The sequence below is a fragment of the Neisseria sp. 27098_8_112 genome (assembly GCF_041433235.1).
Lineage (GTDB): Bacteria > Pseudomonadota > Gammaproteobacteria > Burkholderiales > Neisseriaceae > Neisseria.
In genome coordinates this window covers 36,593-60,325 of sequence record NZ_JAPWBB010000004.1, presented here as the reverse complement: position 1 = coordinate 60,325, position 23,733 = coordinate 36,593, and the positions used below count along the sequence as shown (strand labels likewise).

20 protein-coding genes and 2 pseudogenes are annotated in these 23,733 nt (G+C 50.1%); 10 read left to right on the top strand and 12 right to left on the bottom strand.

Going from position 1 to position 23,733, the window contains the following annotated elements:
- Nucleotides 1-225 precede the first annotated feature (225 nt).
- The 3 genes from secF to yajC form a co-directional block, all read right to left on the bottom strand.
- A complete protein-coding gene (secF, locus tag O3682_RS03880; protein WP_003686183.1) occupies nucleotides 226-1,161 on the bottom strand; it encodes a protein translocase subunit SecF in 936 nt (311 codons plus the stop codon).
- Between the two features lie 3 nt (nucleotides 1,162-1,164).
- Nucleotides 1,165-3,018, bottom strand: coding sequence for a protein translocase subunit SecD (gene secD, locus O3682_RS03875; RefSeq protein ID WP_371508542.1), 1,854 nt, complete (start codon nucleotides 3,016-3,018; stop codon nucleotides 1,165-1,167).
- 75 nt (nucleotides 3,019-3,093) lie between these two features.
- Nucleotides 3,094-3,360, bottom strand: a complete 267-nt coding sequence (gene yajC / locus O3682_RS03870; RefSeq protein WP_003675720.1) for a preprotein translocase subunit YajC — start codon at nucleotides 3,358-3,360, stop codon at nucleotides 3,094-3,096.
- Nucleotides 3,361-3,537: 177 nt separating this feature from the next.
- Here yajC and O3682_RS03865 point away from each other — a divergent pair, with 177 nt between their 5' ends.
- From O3682_RS03865 to copM, 5 genes are all read left to right on the top strand, one after another.
- Nucleotides 3,538-4,596 carry a histone deacetylase family protein gene (locus O3682_RS03865; RefSeq protein WP_371508541.1) on the top strand — a complete coding sequence of 353 codons (1,059 nt, stop codon included), beginning with the start codon at nucleotides 3,538-3,540 and terminating at the stop codon, nucleotides 4,594-4,596.
- A gap of 233 nt (nucleotides 4,597-4,829) precedes the next feature.
- Nucleotides 4,830-5,894, top strand: coding sequence for a 2,3-butanediol dehydrogenase (locus O3682_RS03860; protein WP_003745670.1), 1,065 nt, complete (start codon nucleotides 4,830-4,832; stop codon nucleotides 5,892-5,894).
- A 118-nt stretch (nucleotides 5,895-6,012) separates the two neighbouring features.
- Nucleotides 6,013-7,155 (top strand): NADH-dependent flavin oxidoreductase, encoded by a 1,143-nt coding sequence (locus O3682_RS03855; protein ID WP_371508539.1) that lies wholly within the window; start codon nucleotides 6,013-6,015, stop codon nucleotides 7,153-7,155.
- Nucleotides 7,156-7,368: 213 nt separating this feature from the next.
- A complete protein-coding gene (locus O3682_RS03850; protein ID WP_371508537.1) occupies nucleotides 7,369-8,964 on the top strand; it encodes a peptide chain release factor 3 in 1,596 nt (531 codons plus the stop codon).
- Between the two features lie 241 nt (nucleotides 8,965-9,205).
- On the top strand, nucleotides 9,206-9,589 hold the full coding sequence (gene copM / locus O3682_RS03845; protein WP_128581518.1) for a CopM family metallochaperone: 384 nt from the start codon (nucleotides 9,206-9,208) through the stop codon (nucleotides 9,587-9,589).
- A 24-nt stretch (nucleotides 9,590-9,613) separates the two neighbouring features.
- On the opposite strand, the pseudogene O3682_RS03840 reads toward copM, so the two are convergent.
- Both O3682_RS03840 and O3682_RS03835 read right to left on the bottom strand, forming a co-directional pair.
- A pseudogene (locus tag O3682_RS03840) lies at nucleotides 9,614-9,784 on the bottom strand (IS3 family transposase); the annotation flags it as partial.
- Nucleotides 9,771-10,337 (bottom strand): annotated as a pseudogene (locus O3682_RS03835) (sulfite exporter TauE/SafE family protein); the annotation flags it as partial. The pseudogenes O3682_RS03835 and O3682_RS03840, both read right to left, overlap by 14 nt.
- Nucleotides 10,338-10,533: 196 nt before the next feature.
- On the opposite strand from O3682_RS03835, the gene O3682_RS03830 reads away from it, so the two are divergent.
- A complete protein-coding gene (locus O3682_RS03830; RefSeq protein WP_004519303.1) occupies nucleotides 10,534-11,079 on the top strand; it encodes a TIGR00645 family protein in 546 nt (181 codons plus the stop codon).
- Between the two features lie 69 nt (nucleotides 11,080-11,148).
- Here the strand turns inward: O3682_RS03830 and O3682_RS03825 are convergent, their stop codons facing one another.
- On the bottom strand, nucleotides 11,149-12,036 hold the full coding sequence (locus tag O3682_RS03825) for a YicC/YloC family endoribonuclease (RefSeq protein ID WP_371508535.1): 888 nt from the start codon (nucleotides 12,034-12,036) through the stop codon (nucleotides 11,149-11,151).
- Between the two features lie 138 nt (nucleotides 12,037-12,174).
- On the opposite strand from O3682_RS03825, the gene rph reads away from it, so the two are divergent.
- The 3 genes from rph to O3682_RS03810 all read left to right on the top strand — a co-directional run bounded on the left by rph (nucleotide 12,175) and on the right by O3682_RS03810 (nucleotide 15,278).
- Nucleotides 12,175-12,903, top strand: a complete 729-nt coding sequence (gene rph, locus O3682_RS03820) for a ribonuclease PH (protein WP_371508533.1) — start codon at nucleotides 12,175-12,177, stop codon at nucleotides 12,901-12,903.
- A gap of 171 nt (nucleotides 12,904-13,074) precedes the next feature.
- Nucleotides 13,075-14,295 (top strand): aspartate kinase, encoded by a 1,221-nt coding sequence (locus O3682_RS03815; RefSeq protein ID WP_371508531.1) that lies wholly within the window; start codon nucleotides 13,075-13,077, stop codon nucleotides 14,293-14,295.
- Nucleotides 14,296-14,627: 332 nt separating this feature from the next.
- Nucleotides 14,628-15,278 (top strand): PM1805 family lipoprotein, encoded by a 651-nt coding sequence (locus O3682_RS03810; RefSeq protein WP_371508530.1) that lies wholly within the window; start codon nucleotides 14,628-14,630, stop codon nucleotides 15,276-15,278.
- An 87-nt stretch (nucleotides 15,279-15,365) separates the two neighbouring features.
- Here O3682_RS03810 and O3682_RS03805 read toward each other — a convergent pair whose 3' ends face one another.
- Nucleotides 15,366-15,806, bottom strand: a complete 441-nt coding sequence (locus O3682_RS03805; RefSeq protein WP_070608039.1) for a DNA polymerase III subunit chi — start codon at nucleotides 15,804-15,806, stop codon at nucleotides 15,366-15,368.
- A 37-nt stretch (nucleotides 15,807-15,843) separates the two neighbouring features.
- On the bottom strand, nucleotides 15,844-18,330 hold the full coding sequence (locus O3682_RS03800; RefSeq protein ID WP_371508655.1) for a heavy metal translocating P-type ATPase: 2,487 nt from the start codon (nucleotides 18,328-18,330) through the stop codon (nucleotides 15,844-15,846).
- A 361-nt stretch (nucleotides 18,331-18,691) separates the two neighbouring features.
- Here O3682_RS03800 and O3682_RS03795 point away from each other — a divergent pair, with 361 nt between their 5' ends.
- Nucleotides 18,692-18,817 (top strand): hypothetical protein, encoded by a 126-nt coding sequence (locus O3682_RS03795; protein WP_003678791.1) that lies wholly within the window; start codon nucleotides 18,692-18,694, stop codon nucleotides 18,815-18,817.
- Nucleotides 18,818-18,885: 68 nt separating this feature from the next.
- Here O3682_RS03795 and hflX read toward each other — a convergent pair whose 3' ends face one another.
- The 4 genes from hflX to lptF all read right to left on the bottom strand — a co-directional run bounded on the left by hflX (nucleotide 18,886) and on the right by lptF (nucleotide 23,613).
- On the bottom strand, nucleotides 18,886-20,046 hold the full coding sequence (gene hflX, locus O3682_RS03790; RefSeq protein WP_371492572.1) for a GTPase HflX: 1,161 nt from the start codon (nucleotides 20,044-20,046) through the stop codon (nucleotides 18,886-18,888).
- A gap of 44 nt (nucleotides 20,047-20,090) precedes the next feature.
- Nucleotides 20,091-21,311: a glycosyltransferase gene (locus O3682_RS03785; protein ID WP_371508527.1), complete on the bottom strand. Its 1,221-nt coding sequence runs from the start codon at nucleotides 21,309-21,311 to the stop codon at nucleotides 20,091-20,093.
- A gap of 119 nt (nucleotides 21,312-21,430) precedes the next feature.
- A complete protein-coding gene (gene lptG, locus O3682_RS03780; protein WP_063075941.1) occupies nucleotides 21,431-22,501 on the bottom strand; it encodes an LPS export ABC transporter permease LptG in 1,071 nt (356 codons plus the stop codon).
- The gene (lptF, locus tag O3682_RS03775) at nucleotides 22,498-23,613 is read right to left on the bottom strand and encodes an LPS export ABC transporter permease LptF (RefSeq protein ID WP_371508526.1); all 1,116 of its coding nucleotides are present in this window, start codon (nucleotides 23,611-23,613) and stop codon (nucleotides 22,498-22,500) included. The genes lptG and lptF overlap by 4 nt, the downstream gene beginning before the upstream one ends.
- Between the last annotated feature and the right edge of the window lie 120 nt (nucleotides 23,614-23,733).

The following is a 23,733-nucleotide window of genomic DNA, read 5'->3' as shown; positions in this document are numbered from 1 at the left end:
AAGTATTATGTTTTAAAATATTGGGACTGACAAGCAATTAAGGGGATATTAGACAATAAACTTGATTCATCACAAAATTATATTGTTCCTATTTTTTTCTTTTTCTTTCACATTTATCTCCTCCCATTTCATTAAAACAAAATATTCTGAAATTTAAATACAAAAGGCCGTCTGAAAACTGATTCAATCAATTTTCAGACGGCCTTTATCGCAGCATTGCAACGATTAAACTACAACTTCTTCTTTTTTCTTAACTTCTTTGGCAATGTTCTCGCGGCTCAAACCGAACATCAGCAAGAGCGGGCTGGCAACCAATACGGAAGAGTAAATACCGAATACGATACCGATGGTCAGCGCCATAGAGAAACCGTGCAAGGCTGCGCCACCGAACACCAGCATAGAAACAACCATTGCCTCGGTCGAACCGTGGGTAATGATGGTACGGCTCATGGTTGCAGTAATCGCATTGTCGATGACTTCCGGCACGGTATGGCCGCGCATATGCGGCTTACGGAAGTTTTCACGAATACGGTCAAACACAACCACAGATTCGTTCACGGAATAACCCAGAACTGCCAAAATACCTGCCAAGACAGTCAGAGAAAATTCCCATTGGAAGAAGGCGAAACAGCCGAGAATAATCACGATATCGTGCATATTCGCAATAATCGCGGACACTGCAAAACGCCACTCAAAACGCATGGACAAGTAAATAATAATACCTGCCACCACGAAGCCCAATGCCATCAAACCATTGGTAACCAATTCTTCACCAACCTGAGGGCCGATAAATTCGACTTGGCGCAAGGTAACATCAGGATTGTCTTTTTTCAGCAAATCCATCACTTGGTTGGACAGCTGGGCTGACGTTACGCCTTCTTTGTTCGGCAGGCGAATCATGATGTGCTTGTTCGTACCCAATGCCTGAACCTGTACATCACCCATTTTCAGCGTATCGAGGCGTTCGCGCGTTTTATTCACATCCACGCCCTGCTGATATTGGACTTCCATTACCGTACCGCCGGTAAATTCGACGGAGAAATTCAGGCCTTTGGTTACCAAAAAGAACACGGCGGCGATAAACGTAACCAACGAAATAAAGGTCGTCAGTTTGCCGTAGCTCATAAACGGAATATCGCGTTTGATTTTAAATAATTCCATGTTTTACTCCTTGCCTTCTGCCATTTCAGCTTTCGGCTTCCATACCGCACCAATGGAAATATTCCGCAATTTGCGACGGCGGCCGTACCACAAGTTGACCAAAGCACGGAACACGACCACAGACGAGTACATCGAGGTCAGAATACCGATACAGTGTACAACGGCAAAACCGCGTACAGGGCCGGAACCGAATACCAACAAAGCGATACCGGCAATCAGAGAGGTCAAGTTAGAGTCGACAATGGTTGCCCAAGCATGTTGAAAACCCAGATTGATTGCCTGCTGAGGTGGCATACCTCCGCGTAATTCTTCACGGATACGCTCATTAATCAATACGTTGGAGTCAATCGCCATACCCAGTGTCAATGCCAACGCAGCAATACCCGGCAAAGTCAGCGTTGCCTGCATGGCAGACAAAATGCCTACCAAGAACAAAATATTGGTACTCAAAGCGATGGTAGAGAAGAAACCCATCAGGCGGTAGTAAACCACCATAAATGCGGCAACGGCGGCAAAGCCCCACAAGGTGGAATTGAAACCTTTTTCAATGTTTTCTTTACCCAAAGACGGGCCGATGGTACGTTCTTCGACAATCTGCATAGGAGCAGCCAGCGAGCCGGCACGCAGCAACAATGAAGTATCGTTGGCTTCGGCAGTTGTCATGCTGCCGGAAATCTCCACACGGCCACCGGTAATCGCGGAGCGGATGACAGGCGCGGTTACGACTTCAGATTTACCTTGGTCGATCAACACCATAGCCATACGTTTACCCACATTGGCCGAAGTCAATTCTCCAAAAATGCTGCCACCTGCGCTGTCCAAGCTCAGACTCACGGCAGGCGCGCCCATTTGGTCAAAACTAGGTTGCGCGTCGTTGATGTTGTCGCCGGTCAGTTCAACTTGTTTGTTGACCAAGATAGTTTCCGGATGATCGCCACCGCTTGACAGTAACTCATAACCAGTCGGTACATTACCGTTTAAGGCTTCCTGCAATTTAATCGGATCGTCTTCCACCATGCGTACTTCCAAAGTCGCGGTACGGCCGATAATGTCTTTGGCTTTGGCAGTATCTTGCACGCCCGGCAGCTGTACAACAATACGGTCAAGGCCGGATTGTTGGATAACCGGTTCGGCTACGCCCAATTCGTTCACACGGTTGTGCAACGTATTGATGTTTTGTTTAACCGCATCAGAACGTACTTTATTGATTGCCTCTTCAGACAAAGTCAGCACGATATTGTTGCCGTCCGGCAGCAGCGTGGCTTCAGGGAACAATTTTTGCAACTGAGGCAAGGCTTTTTGTACATCGGCAGCATCTTGCAAAGGCACGGTCAGACCGTTTTCAGTCTGATGTACCGTGCCGGTACGGATTTTTTCGCGACGCAATTCGCGGCGGATATCGCCGGAATAACGTTCAAACGTTTTCTGCATCGCGGCTTTCATGTCCACCTGCATGGTGAAATGCACGCCGCCACGCAAGTCCAGACCTAGGAACATCGGATTGGCTTTGATTTTCGCCATCCACTCAGGACTGTCTGCCAACAGGTTGAGCGCGGTAATATAGCCCTCACCCAAAGTATTTTCGATGACGTCGCGCGCTTTCAATTGCGTTTCGGTATCTTTGAAACGCACTTTCAGCGAGTTGTCGACGATGAACATACCATCAGTCTGAATACCTGCCTGTTTCAGCGCGGCATCCACTTTAGACTGGGTTTGATCGTTGATCACGATGGCTTGTCGGTTGGTCGATACCTGTACGGCAGGCGTTTCACCGAAAAGGTTGGGCAGCGAGTAAACAGCCGCAACCACAATCGTGAACGCAATCAGCAGGTATTTCCATAAAGGATAACGGTTCATGGTAAACCTTTGCTTTATTTATAAAGGCAAACAGCCGCGCTCGGAAAATGAGGCGGCTTTTTGCAAAAAAACGGATTATTCGGCTTTCGCGGCAATCGCGTTGCGCTCAACTTCCACTTCGATTTTCGCACCTTGACCGATGTCGACAGTGTAGAATTGCTCGCCGACTTTGGTCACACGGCCTTTGAAACCTGCTGCCAAAACGACTTTATCGCCGACTTTCAAAGCGGCCAACATCGCTTGGTGCGCTTTGAATTTCTTTTGTTGAGGACGCATAATCAGGAAGTAGAACACCACCATGATCAGCACTAAAGGGGCAAATTGAGCCACTGCTTGATTCATAATATATCCGTTCTTTCAAGTTTTAGATTAAGTAAAAAACTGCACACTGCAATCAAATACATTGGTTGGACTGCAAAATTGAGCTATTCTAAAGGCCGTCTGAAAAATTTCCAAGTATTTCCGTATTTATTAACCATATTTAGCAGTCTTTACGACTTGTCCGACATATACTGTTCCATGTTCAAAAAAATCCTTTGGCGCATCAGCACCCGCCTACGCCGTTTGTTTGGCAAAAACGCCCGCACCGTATGGATTTCGCATCCGATATTCCTACAGCACCAGCCGGGGTCCAACCATCCCGACAGGCCCGAACGCATCAGCGCCATTCAAACCGCCTTAAAACAAGAAGGCATTTGGCGTCGCCTGCAAACCACCGAAGCACCGGAAATCAAAGATGCGCAGCTGGCATTGGTCCACTCGCGCAACTATCTGCACGAGTTGGAAGCCGCCCAGCCGCTCCCCGGCAAAATCCACCGCATCGATGACGATACGGTCATCTGCCACGACTCCCTTCAAGCCGCCCGTTTTGCGGCCGGAGCCGTTGTCAAGGCAGTCGATATGGTGATGAATAAAAAAGCCTGGCATGCTTTTTGCGCCATCCGCCCGCCAGGTCACCATGCCCACAGCAACAGCGCCGGCGGATTTTGCCTGATCAACAACGTTGCCGCCGGCGTGATGCACGCCATTGCCCAATACCGCTTGCAACGCATCGCCGTCATCGATTTCGACGTCCACTTCGGCGATGGTACGGCGGAGATTCTCCAAGACGATCCGCGCGTGATGTTTTTCAACCTGTTTGAAACCGACATCTTCCCCTTCCCTCAGGCGGAACAATACGCCGGCAATAAAAATATGCTGCATACGCCCCTCAAACCGGGCACAGGCAGCCGTATCTTCCGCACGACCATCCGTGAACAATGGCTGCCCAAGCTGGAAGCTTTCCGTCCTGAGTTGGTGTTGCTTTCTGCCGGTTTTGACGGGCACAAACAAGACGAAACAGGCCGTCTGAACCTGCATGAAGCCGATTTTGCCTGGCTGACGCACAAAATCGTCCAAGCAACGGCAAGCTGTCAGGGACGTGTCGTTTCCGTACTGGAAGGCGGCTATACCTTGGAATCCATGTCCAAATCCGCCGCCGCTCACATCCGCGTATTAGCAGGCTTGAGCAAGGCCGACTACGTCATCGCCTACCAAAAGCATCTGAAGCGCGGCAAAAGTAATAATCCTACACCATAACGCATTCAAACTATTGCCCTAGGCCGTCTGAAAACAGATTATCCATTTCAGACGGCCTTTTTTTTCATTTACAAACTTTAATTTGAGCAAAGACAAACCATTTCCATATTATCAGTAGTAAAATAACAAACATAAAACATATCAATAAAAACATTTCACACGCCACACTGCTTCCCTTTCCCCAATTGACCGTCTTTTTCAGACGGCCTCCACTTTAAAAAAGGAGCGTTACAATGAAAGCAGCACGTTTTTACAACAAAGGCGACATCCGCATCGAAGACATTCCCGAGCCAACCGTAGCTCCGGGTACTGTCGGCATCAATGTTGCTTGGTGCGGTATCTGCGGTACAGACCTGCACGAATTCATGGAAGGCCCGATTTTCATTCCGCCTTGCGGCCATCCGCACCCAATCTCCGGCGAGTCAGCGCCAGTAACAATGGGTCACGAGTTCTCCGGCGTGGTTTATGCCGTAGGCGAAGGCGTGGACGACATCAAAGTCGGCCAACACGTTGTTGTCGAACCCTACATCATCCGCGACGACGTACCGACCGGCGAAGGCAGCAACTACCACCTCTCCAAAGACATGAACTTCATCGGCTTGGGCGGCTGCGGTGGCGGCTTGTCTGAAAAAATTGCCGTCAAACGCCGTTGGGTACACCCTATTTCCGACAAAATCCCATTAGACCAAGCTGCTTTGATTGAGCCTCTGTCTGTCGGCCATCATGCTTATGTACGCAGTGGCGCGAAAGAAGGCGACGTCGCATTGGTCGGCGGTGCAGGCCCAATCGGTTTGCTGTTGGCTGCCGTACTGAAAGCCAAAGGCATCAAAGTCATCATCACTGAATTGAGCAAAGCGCGTAAAGACAAAGCACGCGAAGCCGGCGTGGCCGACTACATCCTCGACCCATCCGAAGTCGATGTCGTTGAAGAAGTGAAAAAACTGACCAACGGCGAAGGCGTAGACGTTGCATTCGAATGCACCAGTGTCAACAAAGTGCTGGACACCATGGTCGAAGCGTGCCGTCCGACTGCGAAAGTCGTCATCGTATCCATTTGGAGCCACCCCGCTACCATCAACGTCCACAGCGTTGTGATGAAAGAGTTGGACGTGCGCGGCACCATCGCCTACTGCAACGACCACGCCGAAACCATCAAATTGGTTGAAGAAGGCAAAATCAACCTTGAGCCTTTCATCACCCAACGCATCAAACTGGACGAATTGATTTCCGAAGGCTTCGAGCGCTTGATCCACAACAACGAATCCGCAGTAAAAATCATTGTCAATCCTAATCTTTAATCCTAAGGATTAAAGAATAAATAGGCCGTCTGAAATTTTTCAGACGGCCTGTGTACTTGATAAATTCCCGAATGGCCCAATTCTATGCCGACCATTCACTTATCAAGAGTAAAACTCCATGAATCCAAAATACGCCCCACTCTTTCAAACATACACCCTCAATAACGGCGTAACCATCAAAAACCGCCTTGTCGTCGCCCCCATGACCCATTTCGGCTCACAAGCCGACGGTTTGATCAGCGACCAAGAGCGTACCTTCCTCAGCAACCGCGCAGGCGATATGGGCTTGTTTATCACTGCCGCCACTTTGGTTCAAAAAGACGGCAAAGCCTTTCACGGCCAACCTGAAGCCACAGGCGAACACTGCCTCGACAGCCTGAAAGAAACCGCACAAATCCTGCAACAACAAGGCGCAAAAGCAATTTTGCAAATCCATCACGGCGGTTCCAAAGCCATTGATGAACTTTTGGACGGTCTCGACAAAATCAGCGCTTCCGCCAGCGAAGCCGAACACGCACGCGAAGCGACCGCAGAAGAAGTCGAAGCACTCATTGCCTCTTATGCGCAAGCCGCCGATTTGGCGCTTCGTGCCGGTTTTGACGGCGTGGAAATCCACGGTGCGAACGGCTATCTGATCCAACAGTTTTACTCTGCCCAAAGCAACCGCCGCAACGACCAATGGGGCGGCAGCTTGGAAAACAGAATGCGCTTCCCGCTGGCCGTTGTCGATGCCGTGGTTGCCGTCCGTGAAAAACACCAGCGCAACGACTTCATTATCGGCTACCGCTTCTCCCCCGAAGAACCGGGCGATGACGGCTTAACCATGACCGAAACCGGCGCACTGATTGACGCATTGGTACAAAAACCGCTGCAATATCTGCACGTTTCCTTGTGGGAATTTGATAAAAAAATCCGTCGCGGCGGCGATACCGCCCAAACCCGTATGCAGTTCATCCACGAACGCATCAACGGCAAACTGCCGCTTATCGGCGTGGGCAACCTGTTTACCGCCGACCAAATTTTGGCCGCTTATGAAACCGGCTGGGCAGAATTTATCGCATTGGGCAAAACCGTGATGATTAATCCGCACATCGCCACGCAAATCCGTGAAGGCCGCGAAGATGAAATCGAAACGCAACTCGACCCGACGCGTGCCGACCATTACGGCCTCCCCGACACCTTGTGGGGATTTGCCTCCAGCGGTACGCAATCATGGCTGCCGCCGGTAAAAGGCACAGAATGGAAACCACTGGATATTTAATCATCGATTCATAACCGAAGGCCGTCTGAAACTTTTCAGACGGCCTTTGTTTTGGTACAAACATTGAATTATCAAGCATTTTTTTGTACAATTCCGCATCTTTCAATCTATTGCAGGGCGTGTTGCACACGCCCTTATTTTAGCCTGTTTTCCAACACCCATATCCTTCAGGCCGTCTGAAAAAGCGGCCTGAAACTTTTTGCAAAGAAAACCATGTCCCAAGAAATCCTCGACCAAGTGCGCCGCCGCCGCACGTTTGCCATCATCTCCCACCCTGACGCGGGTAAAACCACGCTGACCGAAAAACTGCTGCTGTTTTCAGGTGCGATTCAGAGCGCGGGTACGGTGAAAGGTAAGAAAACCGGCAAATTCGCCACCTCTGACTGGATGGACATCGAGAAGCAGCGCGGCATTTCCGTGGCTTCGTCCGTGATGCAGTTCGACTACAAAGACCATACCGTCAACCTCTTGGACACACCGGGACACCAAGACTTCTCCGAAGATACCTACCGTGTATTGACCGCCGTGGACAGCGCATTGATGGTGATTGATGCGGCAAAAGGTGTGGAAGCGCAAACCATCAAACTCTTGAACGTCTGCCGCCTGCGCAATACGCCGATTGTCACGTTCATGAACAAATACGACCGCGAAGTGCGCGATTCTCTGGAATTGCTGGACGAAGTGGAAAACATCCTGCAAATCCGCTGCGCGCCCGTAACCTGGCCGATAGGCATGGGCAAAAACTTCAAGGGCGTGTACCACATCCTGAACGACGAAATCTATCTCTTTGATGCCGGCGGCGAACGCCTGCCGCACGAGTTCGACATCATCAAAGGCATCGACAATCCTGAATTGGAACAACGCTTTCCGTTGGAAATCCAACAGTTGCGCGACGAAATCGAATTGGTGCAGGCGGCTTCCAACGAATTTAATCTCGACGAATTCCTCGCCGGCGAACTCACGCCCGTGTTCTTCGGCTCGGCAATTAACAACTTCGGTATTCAGGAAATCCTCAATTCATTGATTGAATGGGCGCCTGCGCCGAAACCGCGTGATGCGACCGTACGCATGGTTGAGCCGGATGAGCCGAAATTCTCCGGATTTATCTTCAAAATCCAAGCCAATATGGACCCGAAACACCGCGACCGTATCGCCTTCTTGCGCGTCTGCTCCGGTAAATTCGAGCGCGGCATGAAGATGAAACACCTGCGTATCAACCGCGAAATCGCCGCCTCCAGCGTAGTAACCTTCATGTCCCACGACCGTGAGCTGGTGGAAGAAGCCTACGCCGGCGACATCATCGGTATCCCGAACCACGGCAACATCCAAATCGGCGACAGCTTCTCCGAAGGCGAACAACTGGCATTTACCGGTATCCCATTCTTCGCGCCCGAACTGTTCCGCAGCGTACGCATCAAAAACCCGCTGAAAATCAAGCAACTGCAAAAAGGTTTGCAACAGCTTGGCGAAGAAGGCGCGGTACAGGTTTTCAAACCGATGAGCGGCGCGGATTTGATTTTGGGTGCGGTCGGCGTGTTGCAGTTTGAAGTCGTTACCTCGCGACTGGCCAACGAATACAGCGTAGAAGCCGTGTTCGACAGCGCATCCATCTGGTCGGCGCGCTGGGTATCGTGCGAAGACAAGAAAAAACTAGCGGAATTTGAAAAAGCCAACGCAGGCAATCTGGCGATAGACGCAGGCGGCAACCTCGCCTACCTCGCGCCTAACCGCGTAAACTTAAATCTGACACAAGAACGCTGGCCCGACATCGTATTCCACGAAACACGCGAACATTCGGTTAAACTGTAAAACGCAAAGGCCGTCTGAAACTTTCAGACGGCCTTTTTTTCATTCGATATCAACCCAATAAATCCCAAGCAAACTTCCCAATGGTCAGGCACAGCAGCAACATAAATCCGTAACGCAGCTCAAATATTGTCTTATTTTAGCTTTTAGCACCTCACCAAACATTTTCGGAATAAATGTTGACTTTAACTTTAGGTCAAAGTTTATAATTTGTGCTCCTTCAGTTATCACATAGGCGAAAAACATGAAAAAACTTATGACTTTTATCACACTTAGCGCTGTTGCAATTTCAAATTATGCCCAAGCTAATGAACAACCGCATCAAGCACACATGAATATGCCAATGTCGACAAATTCTGCAATGCAACAAGAATTAATGCAAGGTATGAATCAAATGAATCAAGACATGATGGCAGCTGCGCAATATAAAGATCCTGATGTTGCTTTTGCAGCAGGTATGTTGCCACACCATATTGGCGCAGTAAAAATGGCGGAAGTTGAATTAAAATACGGAAAGGATCCTGAGATGCGTAAGCTTGCTGAGGATATTATTAACGCACAACAAGCGGAAATTGAACAAATGCAAAAATGGCTTAAAGCACACAACAAAAAAAGCTCCGTAAAATGATCTGACCCCAAAAGTTAGACTGATTTAGTTCAAGGACTGAGTTCTGTAATTCACAGAGCTCAGTCCTTTTAGTTTCCCCTGAATGCGCTCATGGTTGTAATAATGAATGTACTCATGAATCGTTTTTTCCAGTTGTTAGAACGTCTCAAATCATTTACCGTAATAACATTCCATTTTTAATCGTCCAATTGATGACCTTTGCCGAGGCGTTGGCCGCTAAAAAATCATAGCCGTAAAAGCGGACGAACACAAAAGCCAACAGGCTGCCCGTTCCCGGCCCGAACACACCGTCGTAAAACCCGATTAACGCGCCGAAAAATAAGCCCCATAAAGTTTCGCGGCGCGTCAGCTTTTCAGTGCGTACCGTCTGCCCCAGGTCTTTTTTCAAAAAAGTGTACAGGCACATGGCAATCATGATGACCAGCATTGCCGGTTTCATGTATTGCACAGGGAAATACACCACCGTTTTCGCGCCCAAATATGAAGCGGCAAATGCCAACGCCGCGGCAGGCAGCAGTATTTTCCACGGCACAGGAATTCGGCGCAGATATTGTCCCGTCGCAGTCAGCGTGCCGCAGCAGGAAGCAAATTTATTGACACCCATCACCGAAGCCACAGGCGTAGCGTTTGGCAATAGGTTGAACAATCCGGGAATCTGCAACAGCCCGCCGCCGCTAACCGCCGCATCCATTAGCCCGGCAGCAAAGCCGACCAACACCAGATAATAAAAAAACGAATCTGCAAGCATAATATCCATCTCTAAAAAGCAAAGCGATTTTGCGCGTGTTTGCCTGTCCTGACAACCTACAAGGCCGTCTGAAAAACAAGGAACGATATTCTGTTTTCAGACGGCCTTTCTTTTTAAATTCAGCCACTCAAATTGCAGCTTAAAAACTTTTCCATTAAAATGCCGCCCCTTATCTTTCCCACACACAACACATTCTATGGAACATTCCACCCCGACCAAACGCACAGCCCACGACCGAATGGGCATCTTCGCGCATTTCATTTTTGCCAGCCGCTGGCTGCAACTACCGATTTATATAGGCTTGATTATCGCCCAAGTCATTTATGCCTGTAAGTTCCTCAAATCATTGTGGCACTTGGTATCCAATTTCAGCATCATGGATGAAAACACCATCATGATCGCCGTATTGAACCTGATTGATGTTGTGATGATTGCCAACCTGCTGACCATGGTCATTGTCGGCGGCTACGAGACCTTCGTCTCCCGCCTTCACGTTGACGAACATCCCGACCAGCCCGAATGGCTCAGCCATGTCAATGCTTCGGTTTTGAAGGTTAAGCTGTCGATGTCCATCATCAGCATTTCCTCCATCCATCTGCTGCAAACCTTCCTCAACGCCGCCAATCTGTCGGAAAAACAAATCATGTGGCAATGTATTACCCACATCTGTTTCCTGATTTCCGCCCTCGCCATGGCTTTAACAGACAAAATCGTGTACAGCACGACGCATAAAGCGCATTGATAATAAAAGGCAATCAAAAGGCCGTCTGAAATGTTTTAGACGGCCTTATCCTATCCGTTCATGATCGATTTATTCGATATTTTGAACCTGTTCGCGCATTTGCTCGATCAAAACTTTCAGTTCAACCGACGCTTGTGTGCATTCGGCGGCAATAGCTTTGCTGCCCAATGTGTTGGCCTCGCGGTTTAACTCTTGCATCAAGAAGTCTAAGCGTTTGCCTGCGCTGCCCTTGCCTTCGGTAACAATGCGGCGTACTTCGGCGATATGGGTGCGCAAACGGCTGAATTCTTCATCCACATCAGATTTTTGAATAAACAAAGCAAATTCTTGTTGCAGGCGGTCGTTGTCGATATTGCCGACGGCTTCTGCCAAACGGGTTTTAACTTTGTCCATATGCGCTTGCAGTAGGCTTGGGAACAGCTCGTTCAAAGCATCCACAATCTCTTCCATAGCGGTCAGACGTTGCAGCAAATGTTCGCCCAGTTTTTTGCCCTCGCGTTTGCGGGCGGCTGTGAACTCTTTCAACGCGCTGGTCAATAAATCTTTGACACCTTTCGCCAAGGCCTCAGAGTCTTCACTCTGACCTGCCAAAACGCCGGGGAAACGCAAAACGTCGGCCACACTCAGCTTGCCGAAATTGTGTTCCTTGCGCCATTCTTTGTTCAACTTAGCCAGCTGTACGACCAAATCCTGATTGACTTCCAAAGTCTGACCGCCCGAAGCCGCATCTTGCAGCTGAACACGGCATTCCAATTTACCGCGCGTCACAGCAGCGGCAATCTGTTCGCGCAATGCGCCTTCCAAATAGCGCAACTCTTCCGGCATACGGAATTGGACATCCAAATAACGATGGTTGACCGCGCGGATTTCCAAATTAATCCGTTTGCCGCCGCATTCGCCTGCGGCATTGGCAAAGCCGGTCATGCTGTGGATTTGAATAGTTCGTCTTGTAGCCATGGTTTTACTCCGTTTCCAAATACGAGTGAAAGTATGGACACTATAACACACCCGACCGACGATTTTCAGACGGCCTTTGGTGCCAAATTCCTCTATAATTCAAGGCAACCTGTTTTTTATTCTCCCCAAAGGACCATCATGAGCGACTACACCCGCACCGGCCGCGCCACCGACAGCCTACGCAACATCAAAATCACCCCCAATTTCCTGCCACACGCCGACGGCTCCTGCCTTATCGAGTGCGGCAACACCAAAGTGATTTGCACTGCCTCCATTGACGAAAACGTTCCCCCTTTCCTGCGCGGTAAAGAACAAGGCTGGGTGACTGCCGAATACGGCATGTTGCCGGCTTCCACCGCCTCCCGTATGCGTCGTGAAGCCGCCGCAGGCAAACAGTCTGGCCGCACACAAGAAATCCAACGCCTGATCGGCCGCTCGCTGCGCGCCGTCGTCGATATGGAAAAACTCGGCGAACGCCAAATCCTGATTGACTGCGACGTTATCCAAGCAGACGGCGGCACGCGTACTGCCTCCATTACCGGTGCCTACGTTGCCCTGCAAATCGCCGTGGACAAACTCCTTTCAGACGGCCTTATCAGCGAAAATCCGATCCGTGAAGCCGTTGCCGCCGTTTCCGCCGGCGTGGTGGGCGGTGTACCGCTTTTGGACTTGGACTACCCCGAAGATTCAGGCTGCGACAGCGACGTCAACATCATCATGACCGCATCCGGCAAAATCATCGAAATCCAAGGTACGGCCGAAGGCGCACCGTTCAGCATCGAAGAATTGGGCAAGCTGATTGCCTTAGCGCACAAAGGCATTGCCGAATTGGTTCAACACCAGCAGGTCGCCCTTTTAGCCCGATAATCAGCACGGCCGTCTGAAAACTTTCAGACGGCCTTTTTTAACCCAACCCTTTTATGCGTATTTACTCAAAAAAGCGCGTTCCATCCTTGAATTCCATGTAAAAAATAGTAATAATAACCCTTTTTCCAGCAAACCAAGCTGCCCGACAACCCCCACAAGAAAGCACGAAACATGGCGTTAATCGTACATAAATACGGCGGCACATCAGTAGGCTCGCCCGAACGCATCAAAAACGTAGCCAAACGTGTCGCCAAAGCCCGCGCCGAAGGACACGACATCGTAGTCGTCGTATCCGCCATGAGCGGTGAAACCAACCGACTGGTCGCACTGGCGCACGAAATGCAAGAGCATCCCGATCCACGCGAACTCGACGTCGTTCTCGCTACCGGCGAACAAGTAACCATCGGCCTGCTGGCCATGGCCCTGAAAGACATCGGTGTTGACGCCAAGAGCTACACCGGCTGGCAAGTCGCCCTTCAAACCGACACTTCCCACACCAAAGCCCGCATCGAAAACATCAACGGCGAAAAAATGCGTGCCGATTTGGCCGCCGGTAAAGTCGTTATCGTAGCCGGTTTCCAAGGCATCAGCAGCGAAGGCAATATCTCAACCCTCGGCCGCGGCGGTTCGGACACTTCCGCCGTTGCCATCGCCGCAGCCCTCAAAGCCGACGAATGCCAAATTTACACCGACGTGGACGGCGTTTACACCACCGACCCACGCGTCGTACCCGAAGCGCGCCGCATGGACACGATCACTTTTGAAGAAATGATCGAACTGGCCAGCCTCGGTTCAAAAATCTTACAAATCCGCTCCGTAGAATTCGCCGGAAAATACAAAGTGCGCCTGCGCGTACTCAGCAGCCTGCAAGATGGCGGCAACGGCACCCTGATTACCTTTGAAGAGGACGACAACATGGAAAGAGCAGCCGTAACCGGTATCGCATTCGACAAAAACCAAGCACGCATCAACGTACGCGGCGTACCTGACAAACCCGGCGTTGCCTACCAAATCCTCGGCGCAGTTGCCGATGCCAACATCGAAGTCGACATGATCATCCAAAATGTCGGTAGCGAAGGCACAACAGACTTCTCCTTCACCGTTCCACGCGGCGACTACAAACAAACCATCGAACTGCTGCAACAACGCCAAGACAGCATCGGCGCCGCCTACATCGACGGAGACGACACCGTATGCAAAGTCTCCGCAGTTGGCTTGGGTATGCGTTCACACGTCGGCGTAGCCGCCAAAATCTTCCGCACCCTCGCAGAAGAAGGCATCAACATCCAAATGATTTCAACTTCCGAAATCAAAGTATCCGTCCTGATTGACGAAAAATACATGGAACTGGCTACCCGCGTTCTGCACAAAGCATTTGATTTAGGCAACTAATTCCAGCCTATTAAAAAGGCCGTCTGAAACTTTATTGTTTCAGACGGCCTTTTTTATTTCATCGCTAGTTAACAACATCTTAATAAAAAAATCTACTTTAATTCAAAACAGCACAGTTTGCCTTATTATTACCCTTGTTAATTTCATTATATGTTCAATATTTCACAACCATCCATCTTGGCCATTTAATTCCAAAAACATACCACTTAACCTAATTTAAGAAAAATAAACAAATTTGTAATAAAATAGGACAAAAGTACAAATAATTATCTACGCTCATCAATAAAAACAAATTTCCCCAATTTTCCCCTAACTTAAGAAGGAATCCTAATATGAACGTATTAAACAAATTCGGTATGCTGATCTTGGCCGCTTCCCTACTGGCAGCTTGCGGCGACTCCGGTAATAAAGGCAGCAGCGACAAACCAGCCGAACAAGTCGCTCAAAGCGAATCTAGCCCGGCCAATAAATACGAAAAAGCCCTGAGCGAATTCCCGGAAGCAGATCCTAAACTGGCCGAACCTATCGTCATTTCCGATAAAAAATCTCCAGACGGTCTTGCCGAATTACAAAAATTCATTCACTTCACCACCGGTGAAGAAGCTCAAAAAATTACTCAGCTAGGCCTAGAATTGCAAAACTTGGCTAACCAAAATAAAGAAAAAGAAGCTTTGGAGCAGATGAACAAACTGACTGCCGCACTGGAACAATTCCATCAGAGCGCAGCTGCCCTCGACATCAAAGATCCTGAAATCAAAGCAGTTCTGGATCGTGCATTACAAGTCAGCAGTGCTGCCAACAACATGATGATTTATGCAGGCAAACATGCTTCTGAGCTGACTATCAACGGCAAAGATAAAGATTCGCTCAAATTTGCCAATGATTTCCAAGAAAAATCTCAAAAACTGCAAGAAACCCTGCGTGCAGCCAATCAGGAAGTAGAAAAGGCTGCCACAGCCTTAGGCAAGAAATATTCCCAATAAGCCTATTGTTTCCAATAAATCGCAGAAAGGGACATCATCAAAATGTCCCTTTGTTTATATTCAGACGGCCTTGAATATCTTCAACACTCAATCCTTCCCTTCTCTCGAAAAATGTTCAATCTCAAATCCGCTCTGACGATAAGCTCGGAAACGGTCTCGGGCTTCGGCCAAATCTTCTAAGCTGTTGCCCACAATTTCAAGGATACGGTTTGGAATGGCCGGGGCTTGGCTCCAAAAATCGGCAGACAGGTTTAAAACCGTGCAATCCTGCGGAATATTCGGCAATGCATTTCCAAACGCAAGCAATACCGGCGTTTCAGACGGCATGGGGTCGGTAGGCAGCCAAACTTCATGCGGAATAAAGCTTTCGGGAATCTGCTGCCACAAATCAACGTCTAGTTGCTGTACTGCCGCAGCAGAATCCGACCACACCAAAATCTGCCCGCCATCGCGTATGGCGCGCGCAATTAGGCGGCAGGCAAAGGCGGCCGGCTGGGCGACGTGTGTATAAAAAGTGGCTTTAGGCATGGCGTATTCTTTCGTTTAGGCAATGGATTTGCCGTTTTCAGACGGCCTTTTTGGTTTTCAACAATCTCAAGGCATTGCCCAACACCAGCAGTGAGCTGAAACTCATGCCGAGCGCGGCGATCCACGGGGTAACGTAACCAAATACGGCCAGCGGAACGGCAACCAGATTGTATGCGCTCGCCCAAGTCAGGTTTTGGCGGATGATTTGATGGGTGCGACGTGCCTGTTTCATCATTACAGGCAAAACATTCAAATCATCATTGAGCAGAACCACATCCGCACCGTCTCGCGCCACATCGGCACTTGTAGCCACTGCGGCAGACACGTCGGCTTGGGCAAGGACGGGGGCGTCGTTGATACCGTCGCCGATCATCATGACTTTACGTCCTTGTTTTTGCAGATTTTCTACATAAGCCAGCTTATCTTCAGGCGTGGCTTCGGCGCGATAGGCATCCAAACCCAGCTCTTGCGCGACTTGTGCTACGGCAGCCTGACGGTCGCCGCTTAAAAGGTGCAGACGGATGCCATGTTGTTTCAGGTTTTGCAACATTTCAGCGGCGCTGTCTTTGATTTGATCTTCCAGCAAAAAGGCCGTCTGAAAACCGCTTTGATTACCCAAGAAAATAATGCCGCCTGTGTGGTCGATATGGGCAAATGCTTCGGGAAGATTACCGGCGATTTCCGAAACAAACGCCGCTTTGCCCAAAGCCCAAACTTGGGTTTCGCCATCAAATTCGATTTGCGCGCTGACACCGTGTCCGATGCGGTTGACCCGTTGCTGCACTTTCACATCAAGCGCGGATACCAGGCCGTCTGAAAGCGTATGGTTCAAAATGGCACGGGCAATGGGGTGTTCGGATTGCTGTTCCAATGCTTGGGCGATAGCAAGGGCTTGGACTTCGTTCAGACGGCCTGCGGACAACATACGGCTGACGGAGAGCTGCCCTTTGGTCAGCGTACCGGTTTTATCGAACACGACATCGTCAATTTGGGCAAGCGTTTCCAGGCTTTGTTTGCCGCTGATGAGAATGCCGTCTTTGGCAAGCGCACCGGTAGAAGCGGCCAGCGCGGTCGGGGTAGCGAGCGACAAGGCGCACGGGCAGGTAATGACCAGCAGGGCAACGGTAATCCACAAGGCTGTGTGTGCGTCGGCATACCACGCCCAGCCGATAAAAACAGGAATCGCAAGCAAGAGTTCGCCAAACACAAAACTGGACGCGTATTTTTCGGCCAACTCGGCGGCACGCGGTTTTTGCGCCAACGCGCGGTCGAGCAATTTGACGATATGGGACAGGCGCGTGTTGCCGCCGGTATGGTCGGTGCAGATGATTAAAGGACTGCTGGTGTTGAGCGTGCCGGCGGTTACTTTTTCAGACGGCCTTTTCACGATGGGCAGGCTTTCGCCGGTCAACATGGCTTCGTTAACTTCGCTCTCGCCGGACAAAACCGTACCGTCCACCGGAATGACTTCGCCGGGTTTCACAACAATCGTATCGCCGATATTGAGGCGGACGACTGCGGCTTCCTCGATGGCATCGCTTTCCGGATAAGAAGGCAAACGGTGGCAGAATGCCGGAACCAGTTTGACCAACCGCTCCGCCGCATCGCCTGCTTTGCGTCGGGCAATCTGTTCCATAAAACGTCCGCCCAACAAGAAAAACAGCAGCATGGCGATGGATTCAAAATACATACCTTGCCCTGCGTTGGTAGCCAAGCTATAAATACCGGCGATAAAGGTCATCACAATGGCAATGGCAATCGGCGTATCCATGCCGACACGGCGGTTTTTCCAGTCGCGCCATGCGCCGCGGTAAAACGGCAACGCGCTGTAAAACACAACGGGCAACACCATCAAAAAGCCGCCCCAATGCAGGATTTCCAAATAAAGCGGCTCGATGTCGCCGCCGTAAAAATAAGTCGGCAGGGCAAACATCATCGTCTGCATCATACCCAGACCGGCCACGGCCAATCTGACGATAAACTGTTTGCGTTCCTTCTGTGCCTGCACTTCGATTTTTTGCGCATCATAAGGCGCGGCGGTATAACCGGTTTGGCGAATTTTCAGCAAAATATCCGACAGTTCGATGTGGGCGCTGTCCCACACCACGCGGCAGCGGTGGGTACTATAATTCAAATCCACGCGCACCACGCCCTTCATACGCAACAACTGCTGCTCAATCAGCCACACACACGCGGCGCAGGTAATGCCGCCCAGCATCAACACTGCCTCGCGCTCATCCCCTGCGCCGACCTCGACAAAATCAGCCTGCACTTCGGGCAAATCGTATAGCTTTAATTGCGACAACACTTCCGGCGGCGGCAATTCGGATTTTTCCGCGTCGGCAGTACGCTGTTTGTAATAATTGCCCAAACCGGCATCAATAATACTCTGCGCCACTGCTTGGCAGCCGGCGCAGCAGGTTTCGTGTTCTACGTCTTCAAAACGAACCGTCAAATGCAGATGATCCGGGACTTCAAGTCCGCAATGGAAACAGTTTTTTTTAGGATGTGTGGGAGATGTCATCATGTGTTCGATTTATTTTTCAGACGGCCTGAAACAACCGTCCCAGGGTGTTACATTTTAGCAAAAAGCGTTTTTCCGCCTCATTTCATTTACTTTTGAATCAATAGACTGTCGAATTTTATAAAAAACATGGAAAACAAAGTATTGACCGTTTATCAAATGATGAACGGTAACATATAAATACCGTTTATCTTTAAAAACTTCCAATTATTTTAATGTAAAAATGGAACTTTTTTAAAAATCCTAATACATTTTTTATTGACCTCAATCCATTTAAGCAGCATACTTTAGGCATTCCGCGAAGACGGAAATCAAAAAACACACATTTACTTATAAAACTAACTTATTGGGAAACCTCACCATGATTGATCGCCTTATGCCTATCTTCGCCGTTATCGGCATTTTGTCCAGCACCGTATACCTGAGCCTCGCCGCTTGGATGCTTTACGAAAGCGTGTTCAAAAAGAAAAGCCCTCTGTCGGCATAATCCTCAGATTTAGAATTTTACGGTAAGGCCGTCTGAACATTCAGACGGCCTTGTTTCATTCCATACTATCAAGCACTTGGCTGTACGGCCAATTCAATCATCGCTTCGCGCAAACCGTCCAATCCCAAACTTTCGGCAACGGAAACATTCACACCGACGGCATGCCCGGAATTGTCGCGCAAAATGCCTGCTTCACGCATACCCGACGGCAGCAAATCGATTTTGTTGTACACCACCAATTGCGGAATTTCATGCGCGCCGATTTCTTCCAAAACTTCGTTGACATCGTCCATCTGCCGTTCAAAATCAGGATTGGAGGCATCAACGACATGCAGTAGCACATCCGCCATCGCCGTCTCTTCCAAGGTAGCGGAAAACGCCGACACCAGCTTGTGCGGCAAATCGCGGACGAAGCCGACGGTATCGGTCAAAATCACGCTCGCCTCGTACGATAGGAAAAGCCGACGCGCAGTGGTATCCAAAGTGGCGAACAACTGGTCTTTCGCCAATACGTCCGCTTTGGTCAAGCGGTTGAACAGGCTGGATTTTCCGGCATTGGTATAGCCGACGATGGCAAAGGTTTTCAGACGGCCGCTCATGCGCGATTTGCGGCGCGTGGCGCGTTGTTTGCGGACATCGGCAAGCTGTTTTTTCAATGCCGTGATTTTTTGTCCGATTAAACGGCGGTCGGTTTCCAACTGGGTTTCGCCCGGCCCTTTCAAGCCGATACCGCCTTTTTGGCTTTGCAAATGTCCATAACCGCGTACCAGCCGTCCGCTCAAGTGGTTCAGCTGAGCCAGCTCCACCTGCAACTTACCTTCCTGCGATTGGGCGCGTTTGGCAAAAATCGCCAAAATCAAACCCACTCTGTCGAGGACGCGGCATTGAAGCTCTTTTTCCAGATTACGCTCTTGTGTCGGCGTGAGTTCGTGGTTGAACACGACCAACCCGACATCATACTGCTCGACCACTGCCGCCAACTCTTCCGCCTTGCCCGTACCGACAAACAAAGCCGGATGCGGTTTGTCACGGCGTGAAGTTTCGATAGAAACCAAATCACCGCCGGCCGCGCTCACCAATTCTGCCGCTTCGGTCAAGGCTGTCTGAAAGCCGCGCTCGCGCGTTTCGTTTGCGCCGGAATAGTCCGCCGTCAACATCACACCGACCAAGAGGACGCGTTCGGGCTTTTCCAAAGATTTATCGACGGAAAACAGATTGCGCTTGCTCAAAAAATTTCCTTTCAGACGGCCTTATGGCCGGGGCAAAGTGCTGATTAACGATTTTTCAAAATATCGGCAAAATATTCGGTCACTTCTGCCAAACGTCCGCCTTGCGCGGCATAAGGCTGCATTACGGCCACCAGCTGCTCCAATACTTCGCGCGTTTCGGTTTGCGCGTGTTCACGGTAGAGCCACATATTTTGCATGGTCACCGTGGTCAACGCCTCGCGTACATTAAGCAAGAGCAAGTGACGGCAAGACTCATAGCCTTGGCGTAAATCGCCGGCCGCATAGGCGGTAACCGACAATTCATAGTCGATGTCCAACTGATAAATATTGCTTTGGACAAAAAGAATATCGTCTGTTGGGAACGGAATGCGTTTCGCCATCAGGCCGATCGCATGGGAAATGCGGTATTTTCCTTCCTGGCGCAACATGGTTTGCGCCAGGTAGAGACACTCGGCACGGCGCGGATTGTAATCGTAGCCTGCCAACCAAGTCGCCAAGGCTTCATCGCGTTTGCCCATTAATTTGTAGCACTCGCCCAGCTGTTGGTAAGAAACCGACACTTCCTCGATCCAACCGCCCAACTCGATGCGTTTTTTAAACCATTCGCTCGCACGCTCAGGCATATCAGAATCCCAATAAGAACGCGCCGCGTAAAAGGCGTAACGCGGTTTCAGGTCTTCATCTTCAGGGCTGTAAAACGCTTTTTCCAAAGAAACGGCGTCAAGCAGGTATTTGTTCGCCATATTGCTGCGTGCGCCGAAACGACCGCTGAGAACCGTATAGTCGCCATGAAGCGTGGCTTCGCTGGTATCTTGTTTGTCGGTTTCAATAAATTCGTGCAACACGCCGCGCCAGTAGAATGTGCCGTCATTGCGCAACAACAGCGGACGATAATAAACCACGCTGCCCATGGCATTTCTCATGCGGAGGCGGTAGCGGTCGGCGGTCAGCTCGGGCAATTCCAATTTGCCTTCAAAGCGGTCGTCCGCATCAAAAATCAACACGTAATCGGTTTTGTCTTTTGCGTGTTTCAACGCTTGATTGCGGTTGTATGCAAAATTTTGCCAACCATCATGATGAATCTCGCCTGCGATGCCCTTTGCATCGAAAAAGCGGCGGATCACGCCGGCGGTATCATCGGTCGAGCCGGTGTCGCTGATGACATAGTAGTCAAGTTTGATGTGGTCGGTGATGTTGGCCAGTGTTTCTTCGATGATTGCCGCTTCGTTTTTGACAATCATATTCAAGCAGATGGTTTGGGACATTTTCAATAGCCGCATTGGTTTGGAAAGGTATTATTTTACTTTAGCATTTTGTTTTTTGCACACAAAATACTCAGGCCGTCTGAAGATTGCCTTTCAGACGGCCTGAAGTTTATTTTGCCTTATCTTTTTTCCTGACGGCGTATCAGATACACCGCCAACAGTGCAAACAAAACCGTCGGCAATGCGCCTGCCAAAAACGGCGGCACGCCGTACAACTGGCTGGTAAAGCCGAAGAGCCGTCCGGCAAAGTGAAACAGCAAACCGAGACAGATACCACCGAAAAGTTTCAAGCCCATATTGCCGTGGCGCGTGGTTTGCGGGGTAAAGGCGAAGGCAACAAGCGCCATCACCCATGCGGCAACGGGATACACCAGCTTGCGCCACCATGCGATGGCATAGACTTGGGTATTTTGGTTGTTTTTTTCCAGATGGTCGATGTAGGTAGTCAATTCGCCGACAGACATTTGGTCGGGCTTGACGAGCAATACATCCATCAGGTTGCGTTTGACGGAAATCGGCCAGTTTTCTTCGGCGGCAGTAGAAACCTCGACTTTATCTTCTCCCAATATGCTGCGGCGGATATTTTTCAGCTGCCAGCTACCGTCTGGATTCAAAACAGCGGATTCGGCTTCTGCCGCTTGGATCAGTTCGTTTTTATCGTTGCGCTGCCAAATTTTGATGCCCAAAAGCGTATGGTCGGGCAACATTTCGCGCACGTTGATGATGCTGTTTTTTTCTTTCAGCCAAAGGCCGGTATTGCCGGTACTGATTTTGCCGTTGATGGCGGCGGCTTTGATGTTTTCGGCTTTTTGGCTCAGCGTGGGGGCGACCCATTCGCCAAGTGCGACGGTGGCAATGGCGAAAATCAAACCGAACTGCGACAGAATCAACAGCAGCTTTTTGGTGCTCATGCCGCTGGCTTTGATAACGGTCAGCTCGCTGCCGGAAGCCAGTTGGCTGAGGGAAATCAGGCCGCCGATCAAAACGGCAAGCGGCATCAGTTCATATGCGCGCGCAGGCATCTGCATTAAAACATACTGCCCCAATTTTGCGCCGTTATAGCTGCCTTTTCCAAGATCACCGACTTCATTGATGATTTCAAAAAAGCTGTACAAAGCGAGGAAGGCTAGGAGGGCGTAAACCGCCATAACCGCCATTTGACGGATGATGTAACGTGAAATCAGGTTCATTTTCCGCCTTTCAATGTCAGACTTTTGGCAACCGCCTGCCAGAAGGGTTGGCTGGGCATGCTGCGCACGCGCAGCAGGACGACGGCAATCACAAACATGATGATGTGCATAGGCAGCAGTCCGAGCCAGAAATGGATTTTGCCGTCTTCCACGGCGTTGCGCAGGAAGGTCAGCCCGTTTTGGTAAACCAAAAACAAACCGATGGCAATCAGGATATTGTAGGTGTGGCCGCTGCGCGGATTGAAATAGGAAAGCGGCACGGCAAGCAGGCACAGCAACAAAACGCTGACGGTCAAGGAAATACGCCACATCAATTCCGCCTGGTGTTGGGGATTGCTGCTGCCAATCAGTTGGGCGGTCGGAATGGTACGGCGGTGGGAAACGGGGTCGATGAGTTTCGGCGTGGTGCTGATAATCAGGCTGAGGTGCTGGAAAGAAACGCGGTTGTAATCGGCTTTGCCGGGCGTACCGCTGTAACGGTAGCCGTCGCGCAATTCAAGCGTGCGTCTGTTGTCGGTCAGCGAAAAATTGCCCTCTTTGGCAAAAACGATGTTGTCGTTGCCGTTTTTGTCCTGCTCGCGCAGGAACAGGTTTTTCATGATACCGGATTCGGTATCGAAGGTTTCGACAAAATAAACCCTGCCGTTACGCTTGCCCAAGTTATTGAACTCGCCGGCTTCCACCAAAGACAATTCCTGCTTCTGCTTCAAAATTTCGGCATATTCACGGCTGCGCAACTCTGCCCACGGCATTACCCAAAGCTGCATGACGGCAATCAAAATGGCAAACGGCACGGCAAACTGCATGACCGGGCGTATCCATTGTTTCAATGCCAAGCCGCAGGAGAGCCAAACCGACATTTCGCTGTCGCGCCAGTAGCGGGTCAATACGGTCAACGTACTGATAAATGCGGTCAACACCAGCAAAAGCGGGGTCATGCCGATGACCCAGAAGCCGACCAAGGCCAACACGGCATCGATGGCGACACGCCCGTCGGCTGCACGGCCAAGCAGGTTGATGGCCTGCGTGGACACCAATACCGCCAAGAGAACGACAAAGATGCCGACGGCGGTAAAGGAAAGTTCTTTAATAAAGTTTCTTTGGTAAATCATAAGATTGAGCGTGGTATACGGTTTATAGGAAACCTATATTTATTAATAAGGCTTCAGACGGCATGACACAAATGGAGTACAATGATTTTCATCTGTTCGGACGGTTGGTCAACAGGCCGT